Raw genomic sequence first — 17,028 nt, forward strand, 5'->3', positions numbered from 1 at the left:
CCGGGGTGCCTCTTGGACTCCACTATCTGGATTCGTATATTGCCGTCGAGAATACGACATCGAAATCCGCTAGCTCAAGTCATGAAGATCGGTGGTAATCGCCGGCCCAATCGAAAACTCCGAAAACCGCACCCTCAGCCCGCTGCGCTCCGGCGTGCAGGCGGTCGGGCCGACTTCGTAGCGCTCGGCAGCCGGGAGGGGCGCTAACCGCAGTAGCGGCCAGCGGCGTCCGTCGCGTGAAGCCTGGATGCGCATCGCGCCGTTGGCGACCGTCACGCGGATGCGGAAATCTTCCAATTCGCGGAAGGGCTGAGCGACGGACCAGTCGGATTTGCCGTCGGTGACGACGGTGCTGAGGAAGGCTTCGCCGTCGGTGAACTCGACGCCTGTTTTCACCCAGCGTTTCTCGTCGATGCGCACCATCAGGCCGGCCTGGTCGTAGAGGGTGCGGAATTCGCCCTGGACGCGGATCTGCGCGGTGAAGCCGTCGGTGGTGGGAAAGGCGAGGAAATGACCGCTGTCGCGGGTGAAGCCGTAATGGGTTTCTCGCCAGAAATCGGTTTTCTCATCGGTGGTCAAGGTAAGGCCGGCTTCGTTCGCCTGCCAGTGTGCGGGCTCGTTCAGCCATTTGCCGTCATTGAAGTCGATGCTCATCCTGTTCTCCCGTTCCGTTGAAGCCTCACCGCAGGGCGATCGCCTCACCTTGGCATAATGCGCGGCCGTGGTGCAGGCCGGCGCAGCCGAAGATTGTGTGTTTTTCCGGCGTCCGGCTATCCGCCCTAGCATAATCCGTCGCTCGTGCTTGACAGGATCGATCCATCTCCTATTCTGTTACAAAAAGATGAATTACATAATTGTGGAACTAAACGGGAGCTCTCACATGAAAACACTGATCGCATTCCTTCTCGGCACTGCGCTCATCGCCCTGCCTTCGACACTCCTTGCCCAGGAAAAGGGCGGCGTCATCAACGTCGCGACGATCGGCGAACCGCCAACGCTCGATCCGATGTCGTCGACGGCCGATCTGGTCGGCATCGTCACGCAACACATTTTCGAAACGCTCTACACCTTCGACAAGAGCTGGAACGTAACGCCGCTTCTGGCCGAAAGCCTGCCTGAGATCAGCGCCGACGGCAAAACCTATACGATCAAGCTCAGAACCGGCATCAAGTTCCACGACAATACCGATATGACCTCGGAAGATGTCGTCGCCTCGCTTGGCCGCTGGATGAAGATCGCTTCGCGCGGCAAGCAGGTGGCCGGCTTCATCGAGTCCGTCACCGCCGTCGATCCGGCGACCGTCAAGATTGCGCTGAAGCAGCCCTATGCGCCGCTGACCTCGCTGCTCGCCTTCAACAATTCGGCCGCGATCATCATCCCTTCCGAAAAGCAGGACGAGCCGATGAAGGACTTCATCGGCACCGGTCCCTACATGCTGAAGGAGCGCAAGGCCGACCAGTATATCCAGCTCGTCCGTTTCGATGGCTATAAGTCCCGCGAAGGCGACAGCAATGGTTATGGCGGCGCCCGTCATCAATATCTTGATGAGATCCGCTTCGTGCCGGTGCCGGATCCGAACACCCGCGTCGAAGCCGCTGTTTCCGGCCAGTATGATTATGTCGACTCGATCCCCGTCGAATCCTACGACAAGCTGAAGGCTTCGACCGCCTCGCAGCCGATCATCCTCAAGCCCTTCGGTTATCCGGTCTTCGTCTTCAACACGAAGGAAGGTATTGCCGGGAATGTCGAGGTCCGCAAGGCGATCCGCCAGGCGCTCAGCATGGAAGACATGCTGGCCGCGGCCTTCGGCAGCACCGATTTCTACGCGCTCGACGGCGCCATCTATCCGAAGACCTTTGCCTGGTCGACCGATGCCGGCGTCGAAGGCGCCTATAACGTCGCCGATCCGGAAGGGGCGGCGGCCGCCGCCAAGAAGGCCGGCTATAATGGCGAGCCGATCCGCATCCTGACCAGCCGCCAGTACGAGTTCCATTACAAGATGGCGCAGGTCGCCGCCGAATATCTGAAGCTTGCCGGCTTCACCGTCGATATGCAGGTTGTGGACTGGGCGACGCTGACCCAGCGCCGCACCGATCCGAAGCTCTGGGATATCTACATCACCCATAGCCCCTTCCTGCCGGAGCCGGCGCTGATCGGCTCGCTCTCGACCAGTTCGCCGGGCTGGTGGGATACGCCGGCCCGCAAGGCCGCCGTCGATGCCTTTACATCGGAAGTCGATCCGAAGAAGCGCGTGGCGCTCTGGGCCGATGTCCAGAAGGCGATCTATGCCGATGCACCCTTCATGAAGATCGGCGACTTCAACGCGGTTTCGGCGGAATCGACCAAGCTCGAAGGCGTCGATCCGGCTCCGTGGCCGTATTTTTGGAATGCTTCGATCAAGAAGTAAACATCGCCAGCGATACCGGCCCATCGTGGCCGGTATCAGTCTTCTTTTTTGCAGCATCTGCAAGGGTTTGCCAGACATTCATGATACGCTACATCCTCCAGCGCCTGTTCGGCATGATCGTCGTGATGTTTCTCGTCGTCACGATCGTCTTCGTCATCGTGCGTGTGACACCGGGAGATCCGGCCGCCGTCATGCTCGGGCCGGATGCGACGCCGCAGGATATTGCCGACCTCAGGTCCCGGCTCGGCCTCGATCAGTCGCTCGGCCTGCAATATGTCTATTATATCGCTCAGCTGCTGAAGGGTGATCTCGGCCAGTCGATCTTCCTCAACATGCCGGTCACTTCGGCTCTGCTCGACCGCGCCGAGCCGACCTTCTTCCTGACTTTGTTTTCGCTCGCCATTGCCAGCATCATCGCCTTGCCGATCGGCATCTATGCCGCCTATCGGCGCGGTTCCTTCGTCGACCAGGCGGCAACGACGCTCGCGATGTTTGCCGCCAGCATTCCAAGCTTCTGGCTCGGCCTGATCCTGATGCAGTTCTTCGCCGTCAGGCTGAACCTCTTCCCGGTCTCGGGTTATGGCGGTCCGGGCTCGACCTTCTTCGAGCGCATGTATCACCTGACGCTGCCTGCCTTTGCGCTCGGCATTGTCTCTTCGGCGCTGATCCTGCGCTTCACCCGCGCGTCGATGCTCGATGTGCTTGGCGACGATTATATCCGCACGGCCCGCGCCAAGGGGCTGATCGAGCGCCGGGTCATTCTCAAGCACGCGCTGAAGAATGCACTGATCCCGATCCTGACGGTGATCGGCCTGACGGCAGCGGTGCTGATTTCGGGCGCCGTCGTCACCGAGACTGTCTTCGGCCTGCCGGGTGTCGGCAATCTTGTCGTCTCGGCGGTCCTGCGCCGCGACTATCCGGTCATCCAGGGGGCGCTGCTCGTCATCGCCGCCCTCTATGTGCTGATCAATTTTGCGATCGACATGCTCTATCTGCTGATCGATCCGAGGGTGCGCTACTGATGGCCGATATCGCAATTAAATCAATCGAAGGCGAGGGCAGCAAATTCGCCAGGCGCCTGCTGAAGCGCAAGACGGTCGCCCTGGGTCTGTTGATCCTGACGATCTTCGTGCTTCTGGCGGTCCTCGCACCTCTTGTCGCGCCCTATTCGCCGTCGAAGCTCTCCATCGTCAATCGGCTGAAACCGCCGAGCGGCACCTTTGTCTTCGGCACCGACGAATTCGGCCGCGACGTCTTCTCACGGACGATCTTCGCCGGCCGCCTGTCGCTGCTCGTCGGTGTTGCGGTCGTGACCTTGTCGGCCGTGATCGGCGTGACGCTCGGCCTGCTTGCCGGCTTTTTCCAGAAGCTCGACACGCCGATCGCCCGGCTGATCGATGCAATGATGGCGTTTCCGGATATTCTGCTGGCAATCGCGCTCGTTGCCGCCCTCGGCCCGTCGCTGACGACGGTCATCATCGCGCTGTCGATCGTCTATGCGCCGCGGCTTGCCCGCATCGTGCGCGCTTCGACGTTGGTCATTCGCGAGCTGCCCTATGTCGAGGCGGCGAGGGCGCTCGGCATTTCGACCTTCCATATCATGACGCGGCATGTGCTGCGCAATCTGCTGTCGCCGATCCTGGTGCAGGCGACGTTCCTCTTCGCCAGCGCCATGCTCGCCGAAGCCGGCCTGTCTTTCCTCGGCCTCGGCGTCAGTCCCGAAATCCCGACCTGGGGAACGATGATCGCCGCCGGCCGGCAGTATATCGGCCAGGCCGATTGGATGACGCTGTTTCCGGGTGTCGCCATCATCCTCTCCGTGCTGTCGCTGCAGATGGTCGGCGACGGCCTCAGGGACATGCTCGATCCGAGACTTCGCAAGGATCTTTAATCCGCCGACTAAGCGTCGGCCCAATCGAAATTCGCTAAATCGAAAATTGCATGACAGGAGTTTGCGTGAATCAGTTTCCCACCGCCGCCGGCAAGGTCGAGAACTCGCCTTACGAACGGCTTGCCGCCCTCGGCATAACGCTTCCGCCGCCGCCGCCGCCGATCGCCAATTTCGTCACGCACGTGATCGAAGGCAATATGCTCTACCTCTCCGGCCAGGGCCCGCGCGAGGCCGACGGCTTCCTGCATGCCGGCAAGGTCGGCGCTGGCATCAGTGTCGAGGGGGCCTATGGCCATGCGCGGCTGACCGGCATCAACCTGCTTGCCGTCATGCAGAATGCGCTCGGCGATCTCTCCCGGGTCAAGCGGGTGGTCAAGCTGCTCGGCATGGTCAATGCCGTGCCTGATTTCGAGGATCATCCGAGCGTCATCAACGGCTGCTCGGATCTGCTGATCGCAGTCTTCGGGCCGGCCGGCGAACATGCCCGCTCGGCCGTCGGCTTCGGCTCGCTGCCCGGCAACATCACCGTCGAGATCGAGGCGATCGTCGCCTTGCACGGCTGATGGAAGCTCGACACATTTGATCGACCGCCCCATGTTTTGTTTTTCGACCCAGAATCCTGGAGATCTCCATGTTCACTGATATCCGCCCGTCGCTCGGCCTTCGCCCTGTCATCAATGTATCGGGCACCATGACCAGCCTCGGCGCCTCGATCGTCGTTCCCGAAGCGATCAGCGCGATGGCATCGATCCTGCCGCACTTCGTCGAGATCAACGATCTGCAGCGCAAGGCAAGCGCCGTCATCGCAAGGCTGACCGGCGGCGAGGCGGGCTTCGTCACTGCCTCCTGCTCGGCCGGTATTTCGCTCGCCGTCGCCGGCGCGATCACCGGCAATAACCTGCTGGCGATCGAGAAGCTGCCGGATGTCGTGCCGGAGAAGAACGAAGTGCTGGTGCAGATGGGCCATGTCGTCAGCTACGGCGCCCCGGTCGACCAGGCAATCCGGCTTGCCGGCGGCAAGGTCGTGCTTGTCGGGCAGGCGACCTCGACGCATCGCTTCCACATGGAAAACGCCATCACCGACAAGACCGCCGCCGCCGTCTATGTCGTCTCCCACCATGTTGTCGATTACGGCCTGCTGAACCTCAAGGAATTCGTCGAGATCGCCCATGCCAAGGGCGTGCCCGTCATCGTCGATGCCGCCTCGGAATATGATCTCAGGATTTTCCTGGAGCAGGGGGCCGACATCGCCCTTTACTCCGGCCACAAATTCCTCGGCGGCCCGACCTCGGGCATCGTTGCCGGCAGAAAGGAGCTGGTGCGCCACGCCTTCCTGCAGAACATGGGCATCGGCCGCGGCATGAAGGTCGGCAAGGAGAGCATCTTCGGCGTCATGGCAGCACTTGAAGCATGGGAAAACCGCGACCATGCCGGCATCCGGGAACGCGAGACCGGCTATCTCAACTTGTGGAAGCGCACGCTCGACGGCCGCCCTGGCCTTACCGCGCTGATCGAGCCCGATCCGACCCACAATCCGCTCGAGCGGCTGCGCCTGATCGTCGATCCCGAGCAAGCCCATATCACCGCCTGGGATTTGGCCGATGCGCTTGCCAAGGGCAGCCCGCCGATCATCGTTCGCGATCATGAGGTGGAGCACCGCTATTTCTACCTCGACCCGTGCAATCTGCACGCGGGCGAGGAGACGGTCGTCGCGGAGCGCCTGGCGCAGGAACTCGACAAGGCGCGCGCCTCCAACGAGATCATCGCAACGGCGATCGAGAACCGCAGCAGGCACCGCTTCGACGGTGTGCTGCGCTGGCCGGATTGATCCGCCGCTTACCCGTCGCAAGAGGAACCACCATGGCCAGCGCCCAAATGCAACCGATCCAGACGACCACCGACGTTCTTTCCGTCGAAGGGCTGACGACATCCTTCCTGGTGGACGGCGTCTGGAAACCGGTCGTGCGCGATGTTTCCTTCACGGTGGCGCCAGCGGAGACGGTGGCGATCGTCGGCGAATCGGGCTCGGGCAAGAGCGTCACCTCGCTCTCGATTATGCGGCTGCTGCAGGCGGATACGAGCCGCGTCGAGGGCCGCGTCATGCTCGGCGGACGCGACCTTCTGGCCTTGCCGGAAAATGCCATGCGGCAGGTGCGCGGCAACGAGGTGGCGATGATCTTCCAGGAGCCGATGACATCGCTCAATCCGCTCTTCACCATCGGCGACCAGATATCCGAAGCGCTGCTCTGCCATTCCGATATGAGCAGGGCCGATGCCAAAGCCGAGACGATAAGGCTGCTGGAAAAGGTCCGCATTCCCTCGGCCGCCTCGCGCTTCGGCGAATATCCTCATCGTTTCTCCGGCGGCATGCGCCAGCGGGTGATGATCGCCATGGCGCTTGCCAGCCGGCCGAAACTGTTGATCGCCGACGAGCCGACGACGGCGCTCGATGTGACGATCCAGGGCCAGATCCTCGATCTCATCAAGATGCTGCAGGACGAGGAGGGAACCTCCGTTCTGTTCATCACCCATGACATGGGCGTCGTTGCCGAGATCGCCGACCGGACGGTGGTGATGTATCGCGGCGAACAGGTGGAAAGCGGCGTTACCGCCGATATCTTCCACCGCGGCAAACATCCGTATACGAGAGCGCTACTGTCAGCCGTGCCGGTGCTCGGCTCGATGCAGGGCAGGCAAAGGCCGCTGCGCTTTCCCGTGGTCAATACCGCAACGGGGGAATCCGACATTCCCGCCGAGGTCGCCGATACGGTGGCAGCAACGCCGGTCCTGCAGGTGAAGAACCTCACCAAGCGCTTCGACATTCATTCCGGCCTGTTCGGCCGGCTCACCAGCCGGGTGCATGCCGTCGAAAACGTCTCCTTCGATCTTCATGCCGGCGAGACGCTGTCGCTCGTCGGCGAATCCGGCTGCGGCAAATCGACGACCGGCCGCGCCATCATGCGGCTGATCGAGCCGCAGGCCGGTTCCGTTCTCGTCGAGGGCAGGGAGGTGCTCGGCCTCGACCGGAAGGATCTGCGCGAGATGCGCAAGTCGGTGCAGATGATCTTCCAGGATCCCTTTGCCAGCCTCAATCCGCGCATTACGGTCGGCGCAGCTATCGCCGAACCCTATCTCGAGCACAGGATGGGCAACGCGAAACAGGCAAAGGATGTCGTCGCCGATCTGCTGGTGAAGGTCGGTCTCTCCTCGGATATGGCCGCCCGTTATCCGCATGAGTTTTCCGGCGGCCAGCGCCAACGCATCTGCATCGCCCGCGCGCTCGCATTGCAGCCGAAGGTCATTGTCGCCGACGAAAGCGTCTCGGCGCTCGACGTCTCGATCAAGGCGCAGGTCATCAACCTGATGCTCGACCTGCAGCAGGGCCTCAACCTTGCCTTCCTGTTCATCTCGCACGACATGGCCGTGGTCGAGCGCGTCAGCCATCGCGTAGCGGTGATGTATCTCGGCGAGATCGTCGAGATCGGCCCGCGATCCGCGGTCTTCGAAAATCCGCAGCATCCCTATACGAAAAAACTCATCGCGGCAGTGCCGGTGCCGGATCCCGACCGTCGCCACGAAAAGCGGATGGTGGCGAATGACGAGATCAAGAGCCCAATGCGCCCGGTCGACTATCAGCCTGCAAGCACGTCTTATCGCGAAGTCGGGCCGGGCCACCTTGTCATGGCGGATCGCTAAGACTTGCCATCGCGTTTCGGATCTGACGGGCGTTATTCCATCGACAGGATCATGTTGCGCACGACGGGGTAGATTTCCCCCTCCCAGCGGCGGCCGCTGAAGACGCCGTAATGTCCGACATTGGCCTGAAGATGATGGCGCTTCAGATGTGGGCGTAGCGCCCGACAGAGATCGTGCGCGGCCGAGGTCTGGCCGAGTGCGCAGATATCGTCGCGCCCGCCCTCGACGGTCAAAAGCGCCGTGTTGCGGATCTGGCCGGGATCGACCTTGCGGCCATGATGGGTCAGGTCGCCGGTCGCGATTTCCGCCTTCTGGAAGACGCGTTCGATGGTTTCGATGTAGAATTCCTCGGTGAGGTCGAGCACGGCGAAATATTCGTCGTAGAAATTCTTGATCTTGCCGGCTTCGGCCGTCTCGCCCTTCGCCAGATGGTCGTAGAGCTTGCGATGGGCGTCCTGGTGGCGCTGCATGTTCATCGACATGAAGGCGACAAGCTGGAGGAAACCGGGATAGACGCGCCGTCCCGCACCCCGATAACGCCAGGGAACGTCCGCGATCAGCGAGTTCTCGAACCAGGCGAGCGACTTCGATACGGCAAGTTCGTTGACCGTGGTCGGGCTCTCGCGCGGATCAATCGGACCGGCCATCAGCGTCATGGTCCGCGGGGTGGCGGGATGCCGCTCTTCCGACATCACGGCAACGGCGGCCAGCGCCTGCACGCAGGGTTGGCAGACGGCAAGGATATGAGCGCCCGGACCGATCTCCTCCAGGAAATGCATGATATAGTCCACATAGTCGTCCATGCCGAAGCGTCCGGCCGACGGCGGCACGTCACGGGCGTTGGCCCAGTCGGTGATATAGACGTCGTGGTCGCGCAGCAGGGTCTGCACGGTGCCACGCAGCAGCGTGGAAAAATGGCCGGACAGCGGTGCGACGACCAGCACCCGCGGCCGCTTTGCATCGGTGTCCGTTGCAAAGCGCAGCAGCGTGCCGAAGGGCATGTCGAGCACGGTCTCGACAGTGACGGGCATCACGCGATTGCCGATCATGACCGACGTAATAGCGAAATCCGGACGTTGGTGGGTGATCTCGAAGCGTGAGATCATCTCCAGCGCGGCGGCGAAGTGCCGTCCCATTTCGCTGCCGGATCCCCAAAGCGCTGTCGCGGAGAAGATCTGCAGGCGCCGCGCCAGATCGCGGAGCGGCGCGATGAGATCATCCTGGAACTGATAGGCCTGGTAGAGCATGGCCGAAATCTCCCGCACTGCCGCATCGATGCGGCAGTGCAAAAAATGCTAGTGGAATATGTCCTGCCATGCGAGAAGATTATCGAGGAAGAAACAACATTGTCCGACAAGGATACGAGCCGATGTCGCAGGCGGCACTGACGATTTCCTCGAAAAACTACTCTTCATGGTCTCTGCGTAGCTGGCTGCTGTGCCGGATGGCCGGGCTGGACTTCGCCGAAGTCCTTGTGGAGCTGGATGACGAGGCGCGCCAGGAACTGCTTCTGCTTTCACCGTCGGTTCTGGTGCCGAGGCTGACCCATGACGATGTGACGGTCTGGGACACGTTGGCGATCGCCGAATATCTCCATGAGGTCGCGCCCACTGCCGGGCTCTGGCCCACCGAGCGCGCGGCGCGCGCCCGCTGCCGGTCGGTTTCGGGCGAGATGCATTCGGGTTTCCACAATCTGCGCTCGGCATTGCCGATGAACCTCAAGGCGCGGCATGCGAGTTTCAAGATATTTTCGGGCGCGCGGCCTGATGTCGAGCGTGTCAAGGCGATCTGGACCGAATGCCTCGAGGCAAGCGGCGGCCCGTGGCTGTTCGGGATCACGCCGACCGTCGCCGATGCGATGTATGCGCCGGTCTGCACCCGATTCCGCACCTATGCGGTGGAGCTCGAACCGCAGCTCGAAGCCTATGTCGAGACGGTGCTGTCCTGGCCGCTGATGGGCCAATGGACGGAGGGAGCGATGATCGAGCCGGATGAGATCGTCGAGTTGGAAGTCGAGTTCTGACCGGAACGCAGCGGTGCGGCTCCGCATCGACTTTCACGCGACGAATTAAGAGTTGCCTGCAAGGTGAGCGGCGCATAAATCAGATGCAGTGCTACATGCCGCGAAATCTGGACCAATGAACAGAGATTATTATTCCAAACTCGGCGGACTGCCGCCGCAAACCGAGCTGCTTTCCAGCAAAGCCGTTTTCACCACAGCCTACGCGGTCATCCCGCGCAGCGTCATGACCGACATCGTCACCAGCGTCCTTCCTCACTGGACGGGAACGCGGGCTTGGGTTCTCTCCCGGCCGCTCTCCGGTTTCTCCGAGACCTTCTCGCAATATGTGATGGAGGTCCAGCCCGGCGGCGGAAGCGACCGGCCGGAGCCCAACAAACGGGCCGAAGCGGTCCTGTTCGTCGTCGAAGGCGAGATGACGGTGGAGCTCGACGGCAACAGCCATGCGCTGCGCGCCGGTTCGTTCGCCTATCTTCCGGCGGGCTCGGTCTGGCGCCTGAAAAATAGCGGCTCGACGGCGGCAAAATTCCACTGGATTCGAAAGGCCTTTCAGGAGGTCGAGGGGCTGGAGCCGCCGCCGGCGATCTTCACGCATGAGGACCAGCACACCATCTCGGCAATGCCCGATACCGATGGACGCTGGGGGACGACCCGGTTCATCGATCCGGCCGATGTCCGCTACGACATGCACGTGAATATCGTGACTCTGGAGCCGGGCGCCGTGATCCCCTTCATGGAAACCCATGTCATGGAGCATGGTCTCTATGTGCTGGAGGGCAAGGCGGTCTATCGGCTGAACCAGGATTGGGTCGAGGTCGAGGCCGGCGACTTCATGTGGCTGCGCTCCTTCTGCCCGCAGGCATGTTACGCCGGCGGCCCCGGCCGTTTCCGCTACCTGCTCTACAAGGACGTCAACCGTCACATGACGCTCTGGTAGGATCTGGAGCGGTTCAGCTTTTCATGGAAATGCAGAACCGCTCTAACCTTTTGTTTTATCGCAATTCCGGACGGAAAACCGCTTTGCACTTTTCCTGGAATTGCTTGGGCGAAGGAACGATGAAGCTCGAAAGCGAACGTCTGATTTTGAGACCCTGGCGACAGCAGGATCGCAAACCCTTCGCTGCGATCAATGCCGAGCCCGACGTCGTCAGATATCTCAATCCTCTGACCGACGAACAGTCGAATGCGATGCTCGACCGCATCGACCGGCACTTCGAGGACCATGGCTGGGGGTTTTGGGCGCTGGAGGAGAAGGAAAGCGGCGCGTTGATCGGTATGTGCGGCCTCGCCAAGGTTTCGCCGGCTTTGCCGTTTGCGCCTGCAGTCGAAATCGGTTGGCGGCTTTCAGCGTCGCGGCACGGCGCCGGATATGCGCGCGAGGCCGCGGAACGCTCTCTCGATTTTGCGTTCAACACGCTGAAGCTTGACCGCATCGTCAGCTTCACGGTGCCCGCAAACAGCAATTCCTGGGGTTTGATGAGACGACTGGGGATGAATCGGATCGGTGAGTTCAATCATCCCAGTTTCGCCGAGGGGCATCCGTTGCGCCATCACGTGCTCTATGAACTGCGGTCATCAAACGGTATGTGACCTCCCACGCATCGGCACCAACCGTGAGGGCGCGTTTATAGTTGAGCAACTTATGATTGTAAAACTGGCGTAATCAACATTATGGAACAAAAAGGTGCTTTACAACCACCGAGAACCGCCTCTCCAATAAACCCCGCCAATCATTCATGATGGCACGTTGTCTGCAATGATGCCACGCGTTGCCGGAGGCGCCCAGACATTCACCGAATTCAGGTGAATCTGCCCCGCGCACCGGTTTCTCGGAGCTTTCTCGGTCAGGTCGTTCGTCCAAGCGTAGAAAGTGCATCCTGCAGTCTGAGTGCCGCCAATGCTTCGGTTGCCTCATCCGAAGACCATCCCGCTTCCAACGCCGCAGACAGGACCAGCGATTCCGTTTGAAGCTCGAGCTTCTCATAAAGCGGCTCGATGGCTTCGCGCGCTGTTACAACGTGCTGGTCTGGTGGGGTGATGGGTGTGGCGGCAACCGTAGGCATGAAATGCTCCTCCTATTGAACGCTAAGGTTCGAAACCCGTTAGGGGCATCCTTGTTCCATTCATATCGCCTTTTCGGTCTTCGAGCGGCCAAGCGAATGACGCCACATATATGGCAAAATTTCCTCCATCGCAGGAACGCGCGAATGATAATTGCCGGCGGGATCTTCTTGTGGTCGCCGACAGTCCCCTGTCTGGTGATAGATGCGTTCGGGTCGAGCAGAAACGCGACCAACGTGCTTGCACTCTGCGCCTCTACTTCGAGCTTGTCATCCAATAAACGCAGCCCCTGCTCGCCTCCAAGCCATCACCGCGCCGTGCGTGGTGAGCAAGAATCACCGTCGGCGCGTTCGTCCAGGCATTACAAATCAATCACGATATCGCCCTCAGGTTTTGCGCAACAGATCAGCACATTGCCATCCGCCGGCGCGTCGACAGGGTCCGGCTGGTAGCCGACACTTCCCTCCACAAGTCCGGTCTCGCAAGTGTGACAGACGCCGGTTCGGCACGACCATCGCACCGGCACGTCGCAGGCCTCGGCCAGTTCGAGCAAGTTCTGGAATGTCGGCTCCCAGCGCACATTGAGGCCGGTGCGGGCAAACGACACCAGCGGCCCCGAGCCTGGAAGCCCCGCCGGCAAATGTGGCGGCCGGCGAGGCGAAGCAGCTATGCCGGGTGTGATCGACGGACCGGCGCCGAACATCTCGGTGTGGATGCGATCCGGCGCGATGCCCAAGGCAGCAAGGCCGACGCTCAGATCGCTCATGAAGCTCGATGGTCCGCAGACATAGACGTCACAATCGCGCGGCAGGTTAAGCAACTTGAGCGCCTGCGCATCCAGATGGCCGCGAGCGTCGAAATCGATATCAGGCCGATCCTTAGGGTCGGGAGAGCTGTAGCAAATATGGCTGTGGTGGTGAGGAAGCCTCTTCAGCAGCCCGCGCGCCTCCTCGGCAAACGGATGTTCGCGGCCATTGCGGGTTCCGTATAACCACCAGACCTCCCGGGGCGATGCTTCGGCCGCCAAAACATGAAGCATCGCCAGCACCGGCGTCACTCCAATCCCGGCACTCAACAGAACAACCGGTGTATCGCCCGGCCGCAATATGAAACTGCCGCGCGCCGCACTTGCCTGCACGATGTCGCCGACCTGTAGCTCGTCGTCGATGTAGCCGCTGGCTGCGCCATGGACCTCCCGCTTGACGCTGACGCGATAATGCGTGACGCTGGGCTCGCCCGACAGCGAATAGCTGCGCATCAGCGCAGGCGCCGGATCCCGTCCGAGCCGCAGCACCACGAACTGCCCGGGGAGTGCGGCGGCAACAGGCTGGCCATCCGCCGGTTCGAGCACGAGGGAAACCACGCTGCCGCTTTCGCGCACCTTGCGCAACACACGCACCGGGCGGAACCCGCGCCATGCCGGAGGCAGGCCGGGAGCAGCTGTCAGCCCGGCATTTCCTGTCGTCGCGCCCTCCTTCCGCTCCTGCTTGAGTATGGCCTCGAAAGAATGACGCCAGCCTGCGCTCAGCGGCGGGATGCGCAACGCGCGCTCCAACTGATCGCGCGGGTGACCCGGCATATAAAGCAGCGCGTTGATCTCGAAAACGCTCATGCCCTCGGGCCCGGACGCCACCTTCGTGATCTCGTCGCCGGCCTGCACTTCGCCTTCCTCCAGCACACGGAAATAGAAACCAGGTCGACCATGTTTGACCACCAGCGCGGCCATCTCTGGCTCGTCCATGCGTATGCCGAGCCGGTAGCAGGTGACGCGCGGTTGCGTCGCCTCGAACAAAGCGCCGCCGATCCTGTAACGGTCTCCAATGCAGACCTCTGCATCCGGCAACCCATCGACGGTGAAATTCTCGCCGAACTGACCGTAAACGAAGTCGTCTCGGCGCAATTGCTCCTGCCAGTACCGATAGGAATCGATCTGATAGACAAAGACTGCGCGGCGTTCGCCGCCGTGGCCAGCCAGATCGCCTTGTCCATCGCCGTCCACGTTCAGGCGCCGCACCATGCGCGGGCCGTCGACCGGCGTCTTCCAAATGGCGGTGTAAACGATCTTGCCCTGCCAGGTGACGTTGCGCGGCAGGCCGACATTGACCGAAAGCAAGCGTACCATGACATTTCTCCCGAATGACGATCACCGCAATTTCGAGATCGACGGAGGGTGGCTACAGCGTCAATCTGAGTTCCAGATAGTGTTCGGTCAAAGTCGTCAAGGTGAAGGCTCTGCTAAGGCCGCTCGGATTTGGCAACAGCCAGACACCTGCGCCGGCAAATTCCTCCGACTGCCGACCCCATTCAACATTGGCTCGAAGACTGATAGCCGCGTATGCCGCCTTTCCAAGAAAAGCCAGATTGGCTGGCGCGAACTTTCGTATCTTGTTTTCCAGGATGGGCGCGGCGCTGAGGTAATCCTGCCTCTTAAGCTCGCTTGCGCTTTTTGTCGGACGTGAAACCGCGGATGTCAGACCACAGCCATATTCCAACAACGCGCGCTCTTCATCCGCCCGCAGCAGGCGCGGTGTAAATCCGGCCAGATGCAGGACGCGCCAAAAACGGTTGCTCGGGTTCGAGAAATTATGGCCGTCGCGAACCGCGGACAGAGCAGGATTCAATCCGCAGAATACCACGGAAAGGCCAGGAGTGAGGATTTCCGACAATCCGGCTCTTGGCATCGTGGGGTCGCTTGGGCCGTTGAGGTTTGCGGACGTGGCATCATCTTGCATTATGGGATATCGCTCGAATTAAGCCTGTCAAATATACCAACCGTGCGTCGATCGAAACGAGCTTCCTGAACACCGTCAAGAAGAGGCCGGTCTAACAGACACGCAGTGCTAATCATGTTGCTGGAAATGTCGATGAATGGTCTTACCGCATAATTCCTGAAATCGGAATCGATTTCAGGAATTATGCGGCCATTCAAAGTGCACAGCGTCTTTTGCGGCTCTCAAAAGACGCGCGATGCGGTAGTGACAATCTGAAAATATCCGCTGCAATCGATTCTTTGACGGGATCTTCATGACCATCGAAGCCGCACGAAATCCGCATCCGATCTATTTTGCCGGAGCTTTTGCCACGGGCGGGCTCCTGACTTTTATGGTGCACCTCAACGGCGAGTTGGCCCGTTATGGGAATCCCCTGTTCTCATCTTGGACCGCCCACGGCACGGGCATCATCGCAGCCGTCATTCTTCTTTTGCTGATCCACCGGCGCCGCAGACCTAAGCCGGAACAAACCTTGCGCGCGCCTTTATGGGCCTATTTCGGTGGGATATCCGGCGCGGCAACGGTCATGCTGACCTCGACCGCGGTCAACTCACCGCTCGGGCTCTCAGGCACCCTGGCTTTGGGTTTGGCAGGCCAGGTCGCCTTCAGCGTCGCAGCCGACAGTTGGGGATTGTTTGGTCTGCCAAAGCGCCGTCCGGATAGACGAGACATCGTAGCACTCGGCTTGGTCGTCATGGGGGCTGCGCTGATTATCCTGCTTGGGCGAGGTGCGGCATGACGGTGTTCATTCTCCTGGCTTGCCTGGGCGGTGTGCTCGTCGGTCTCAGTCGTCAGCTCAATGGGCGGTTGAGCATATCCACCACACCGCTGATCGCATCCTTCTGGAACCATGCCGTGGGCTTTGCCGTCCTCACCTGCCTTGGTCTCTTTGTCGGGGGCCTGCTTCCTGCAGGCGCTGCCGATGCGCCTTGGTATGCCTATCTGGGTGGTCCCATCGGCGTCATCTTCGTGGCGGCGGGCAGTTGGGTCATTGCTCGAATAGGCGCGGTCAATTCGGCTCTGCTGATCATCGGTGGCCAGATGGTGACAGGGGTGGCGTTTGATTATATCAGCGCCGTTCCAGCATCATTTTGGGCGAACGCGGCCGGAATTGTTCTCATCGTCGGCGGAATGATGGTCAGTCGGCGACGACGCAAAGCTGGCGGCTCGCAATAGCCGGACAGGACATTTGCCCGTCGGCGGTGATCACCCCCGGCCCCCGTTAACTGCAATCTCAGGCGAGGTATTTCGTAAACCAGTCGACCGTTCGCTGCCAGGCGAGCTTGGCCGCCGCCTCATCGTAGCGCGGCGTGGAATCATTGTGGAAGCCGTGATTGACGTTAGGGTAGATGTAGGCCTCGAATGTCTTTCCCGCCGACTTCAGCGCAGCTTCATAGGCCGGCCAGCCTTCGTTGATGTCCTTGTCCAGCCCGGCATAATGGAGAAGCAGCGGCGCCTTGATCTTCGGCACGTCTTCGGAGCGCGGCTGCCTGCCGTAAAAGGGCACGGCCGCGGCAAGTTCCGGATAGGCCACTGCCGCCGCGTTGGCCACGCCGCCGCCATAGCAGAAGCCGGTGACGCCGACTTTGCCGGTGGTGAGTTCGCTATGCATCAGGAATTCCACGGCTGCGAAGAAATCGTTCATCAGCTTTTCCGGGTCGACCTTTTGCTGGAGTTCCCGCCCCTTTTCATCGTTGCCAGGGTAGCCTCCGACCGACGTCAGTCCATCCGGCGCAAGTGCAATGAAACCTGCCTTTGCCACGCGCCGCGCCACATCCTCGATGTAGGGGTTCAGACCTCTATTCTCGTGAACGACCACCACGGCCGCGACTTTGCCGGCCGCTTTTGCGGGGCGGACGAGATAGCCGCGGACATCGCCATTTCCCTTTGGAGAGGGATAGGTGATGTATTCGGCTAATATATCGGGATCGGTGAACTCAACCTGTGTCGCCAGCGCATAATCAGGGCTCAGCGAAGAAAGAATGGTGGCTGCCGTCACGCCGCGGACAGCGAATTTGCCGGCTCGGTCGAGAAACTCGCGCTTGGTAATTTTCCCGTGCGCGTAATAATCGTAGAGTTCGAGAAGTTCCTGGGGGAAATCCTTGGCTGTCATGCGGGTCATGATGGCTCCTCCTTGCCTTCGGGTCTCGCACTATCCTACACACGTAAACTCGCGGCTCTT

The 17,028-nt window shown here is 60.9% G+C and carries 17 protein-coding genes and 1 pseudogene; 11 read left to right on the plus strand and 7 right to left on the minus strand.

Annotation, left to right across the window (positions count from 1 at the left end):
• Positions 1-69 precede the first annotated feature (69 nt).
• Positions 70-654: a DUF1349 domain-containing protein gene (locus N2600_RS31070; protein ID WP_260299523.1), complete on the minus strand. Its 585-nt coding sequence runs from the start codon at positions 652-654 to the stop codon at positions 70-72.
• A 226-nt stretch (positions 655-880) separates the two neighbouring features.
• Here N2600_RS31070 and N2600_RS31075 point away from each other — a divergent pair, with 226 nt between their 5' ends.
• From N2600_RS31075 to N2600_RS31100, 6 genes are all read left to right on the plus strand, one after another.
• A complete protein-coding gene (locus N2600_RS31075) occupies positions 881-2,407 on the plus strand; it encodes an ABC transporter substrate-binding protein (RefSeq protein WP_260299524.1) in 1,527 nt (508 codons plus the stop codon).
• A gap of 80 nt (positions 2,408-2,487) precedes the next feature.
• Positions 2,488-3,429 (plus strand): ABC transporter permease, encoded by a 942-nt coding sequence (locus N2600_RS31080; protein ID WP_017968415.1) that lies wholly within the window; start codon positions 2,488-2,490, stop codon positions 3,427-3,429.
• The gene (locus N2600_RS31085) at positions 3,429-4,298 is read left to right on the plus strand and encodes an ABC transporter permease (RefSeq protein ID WP_170256390.1); all 870 of its coding nucleotides are present in this window, start codon (positions 3,429-3,431) and stop codon (positions 4,296-4,298) included. The genes N2600_RS31080 and N2600_RS31085 overlap by 1 nt, the downstream gene beginning before the upstream one ends.
• Positions 4,299-4,348: 50 nt before the next feature.
• Complete coding sequence (locus N2600_RS31090; RefSeq protein WP_260299525.1) at positions 4,349-4,861, plus strand: RidA family protein; 513 nt, start codon at positions 4,349-4,351, stop codon at positions 4,859-4,861.
• A gap of 68 nt (positions 4,862-4,929) precedes the next feature.
• A complete protein-coding gene (locus tag N2600_RS31095; RefSeq protein WP_222336592.1) occupies positions 4,930-6,126 on the plus strand; it encodes an aminotransferase class V-fold PLP-dependent enzyme in 1,197 nt (398 codons plus the stop codon).
• 32 nt (positions 6,127-6,158) lie between these two features.
• A complete protein-coding gene (locus N2600_RS31100) occupies positions 6,159-7,994 on the plus strand; it encodes an ABC transporter ATP-binding protein (RefSeq protein ID WP_260299526.1) in 1,836 nt (611 codons plus the stop codon).
• Between the two features lie 32 nt (positions 7,995-8,026).
• Here the strand turns inward: N2600_RS31100 and N2600_RS31105 are convergent, their stop codons facing one another.
• Positions 8,027-9,241 carry a polyhydroxyalkanoate depolymerase gene (locus N2600_RS31105; RefSeq protein WP_222336589.1) on the minus strand — a complete coding sequence of 405 codons (1,215 nt, stop codon included), beginning with the start codon at positions 9,239-9,241 and terminating at the stop codon, positions 8,027-8,029.
• A gap of 122 nt (positions 9,242-9,363) precedes the next feature.
• Here N2600_RS31105 and N2600_RS31110 point away from each other — a divergent pair, with 122 nt between their 5' ends.
• From N2600_RS31110 to N2600_RS31120, 3 genes are all read left to right on the plus strand, one after another.
• A complete protein-coding gene (locus tag N2600_RS31110) occupies positions 9,364-10,017 on the plus strand; it encodes a glutathione S-transferase (protein ID WP_260299527.1) in 654 nt (217 codons plus the stop codon).
• Between the two features lie 115 nt (positions 10,018-10,132).
• Positions 10,133-10,951, plus strand: a complete 819-nt coding sequence (locus tag N2600_RS31115; protein ID WP_260299528.1) for a bifunctional allantoicase/(S)-ureidoglycine aminohydrolase — start codon at positions 10,133-10,135, stop codon at positions 10,949-10,951.
• Between the two features lie 119 nt (positions 10,952-11,070).
• The gene (locus N2600_RS31120; protein ID WP_260060278.1) at positions 11,071-11,604 is read left to right on the plus strand and encodes a GNAT family N-acetyltransferase; all 534 of its coding nucleotides are present in this window, start codon (positions 11,071-11,073) and stop codon (positions 11,602-11,604) included.
• Positions 11,605-11,858: 254 nt separating this feature from the next.
• On the opposite strand, the gene N2600_RS31125 is transcribed toward N2600_RS31120, so the two are convergent.
• The 4 genes and pseudogenes from N2600_RS31125 to mug form a co-directional block, all read right to left on the minus strand.
• Positions 11,859-12,077 carry a hypothetical protein gene (locus tag N2600_RS31125; RefSeq protein ID WP_017968423.1) on the minus strand — a complete coding sequence of 73 codons (219 nt, stop codon included), beginning with the start codon at positions 12,075-12,077 and terminating at the stop codon, positions 11,859-11,861.
• 60 nt (positions 12,078-12,137) lie between these two features.
• Positions 12,138-12,373: pseudogene (locus N2600_RS31130) on the minus strand (pirin family protein); the annotation flags it as partial.
• A 63-nt stretch (positions 12,374-12,436) separates the two neighbouring features.
• Positions 12,437-14,197, minus strand: a complete 1,761-nt coding sequence (locus tag N2600_RS31135; RefSeq protein ID WP_260299529.1) for an MOSC and FAD-binding oxidoreductase domain-containing protein — start codon at positions 14,195-14,197, stop codon at positions 12,437-12,439.
• 52 nt (positions 14,198-14,249) lie between these two features.
• Complete coding sequence (gene mug, locus N2600_RS31140) at positions 14,250-14,807, minus strand: G/U mismatch-specific DNA glycosylase (RefSeq protein WP_445944955.1); 558 nt, start codon at positions 14,805-14,807, stop codon at positions 14,250-14,252.
• A 292-nt stretch (positions 14,808-15,099) separates the two neighbouring features.
• Here mug and N2600_RS31145 point away from each other — a divergent pair, with 292 nt between their 5' ends.
• Positions 15,100-15,585 (plus strand): DMT family transporter, encoded by a 486-nt coding sequence (locus tag N2600_RS31145; RefSeq protein ID WP_170256398.1) that lies wholly within the window; start codon positions 15,100-15,102, stop codon positions 15,583-15,585.
• Positions 15,582-16,022: a DMT family transporter gene (locus N2600_RS31150; protein ID WP_260299530.1), complete on the plus strand. Its 441-nt coding sequence runs from the start codon at positions 15,582-15,584 to the stop codon at positions 16,020-16,022. Before N2600_RS31145 ends, N2600_RS31150 begins: the two co-directional genes overlap by 4 nt.
• Positions 16,023-16,080: 58 nt before the next feature.
• On the opposite strand, the gene yghX is transcribed toward N2600_RS31150, so the two are convergent.
• Entirely contained in the window at positions 16,081-16,968 is an 888-nt protein-coding gene (gene yghX, locus N2600_RS31155; protein WP_260299531.1) for a YghX family hydrolase, read from the minus strand.
• Positions 16,969-17,028: the final 60 nt, after the last annotated feature.

It is taken from the genome of Rhizobium sp. WSM1274 (genome assembly GCF_025200775.1).
GTDB lineage: Bacteria > Pseudomonadota > Alphaproteobacteria > Rhizobiales > Rhizobiaceae > Rhizobium > Rhizobium leguminosarum_I.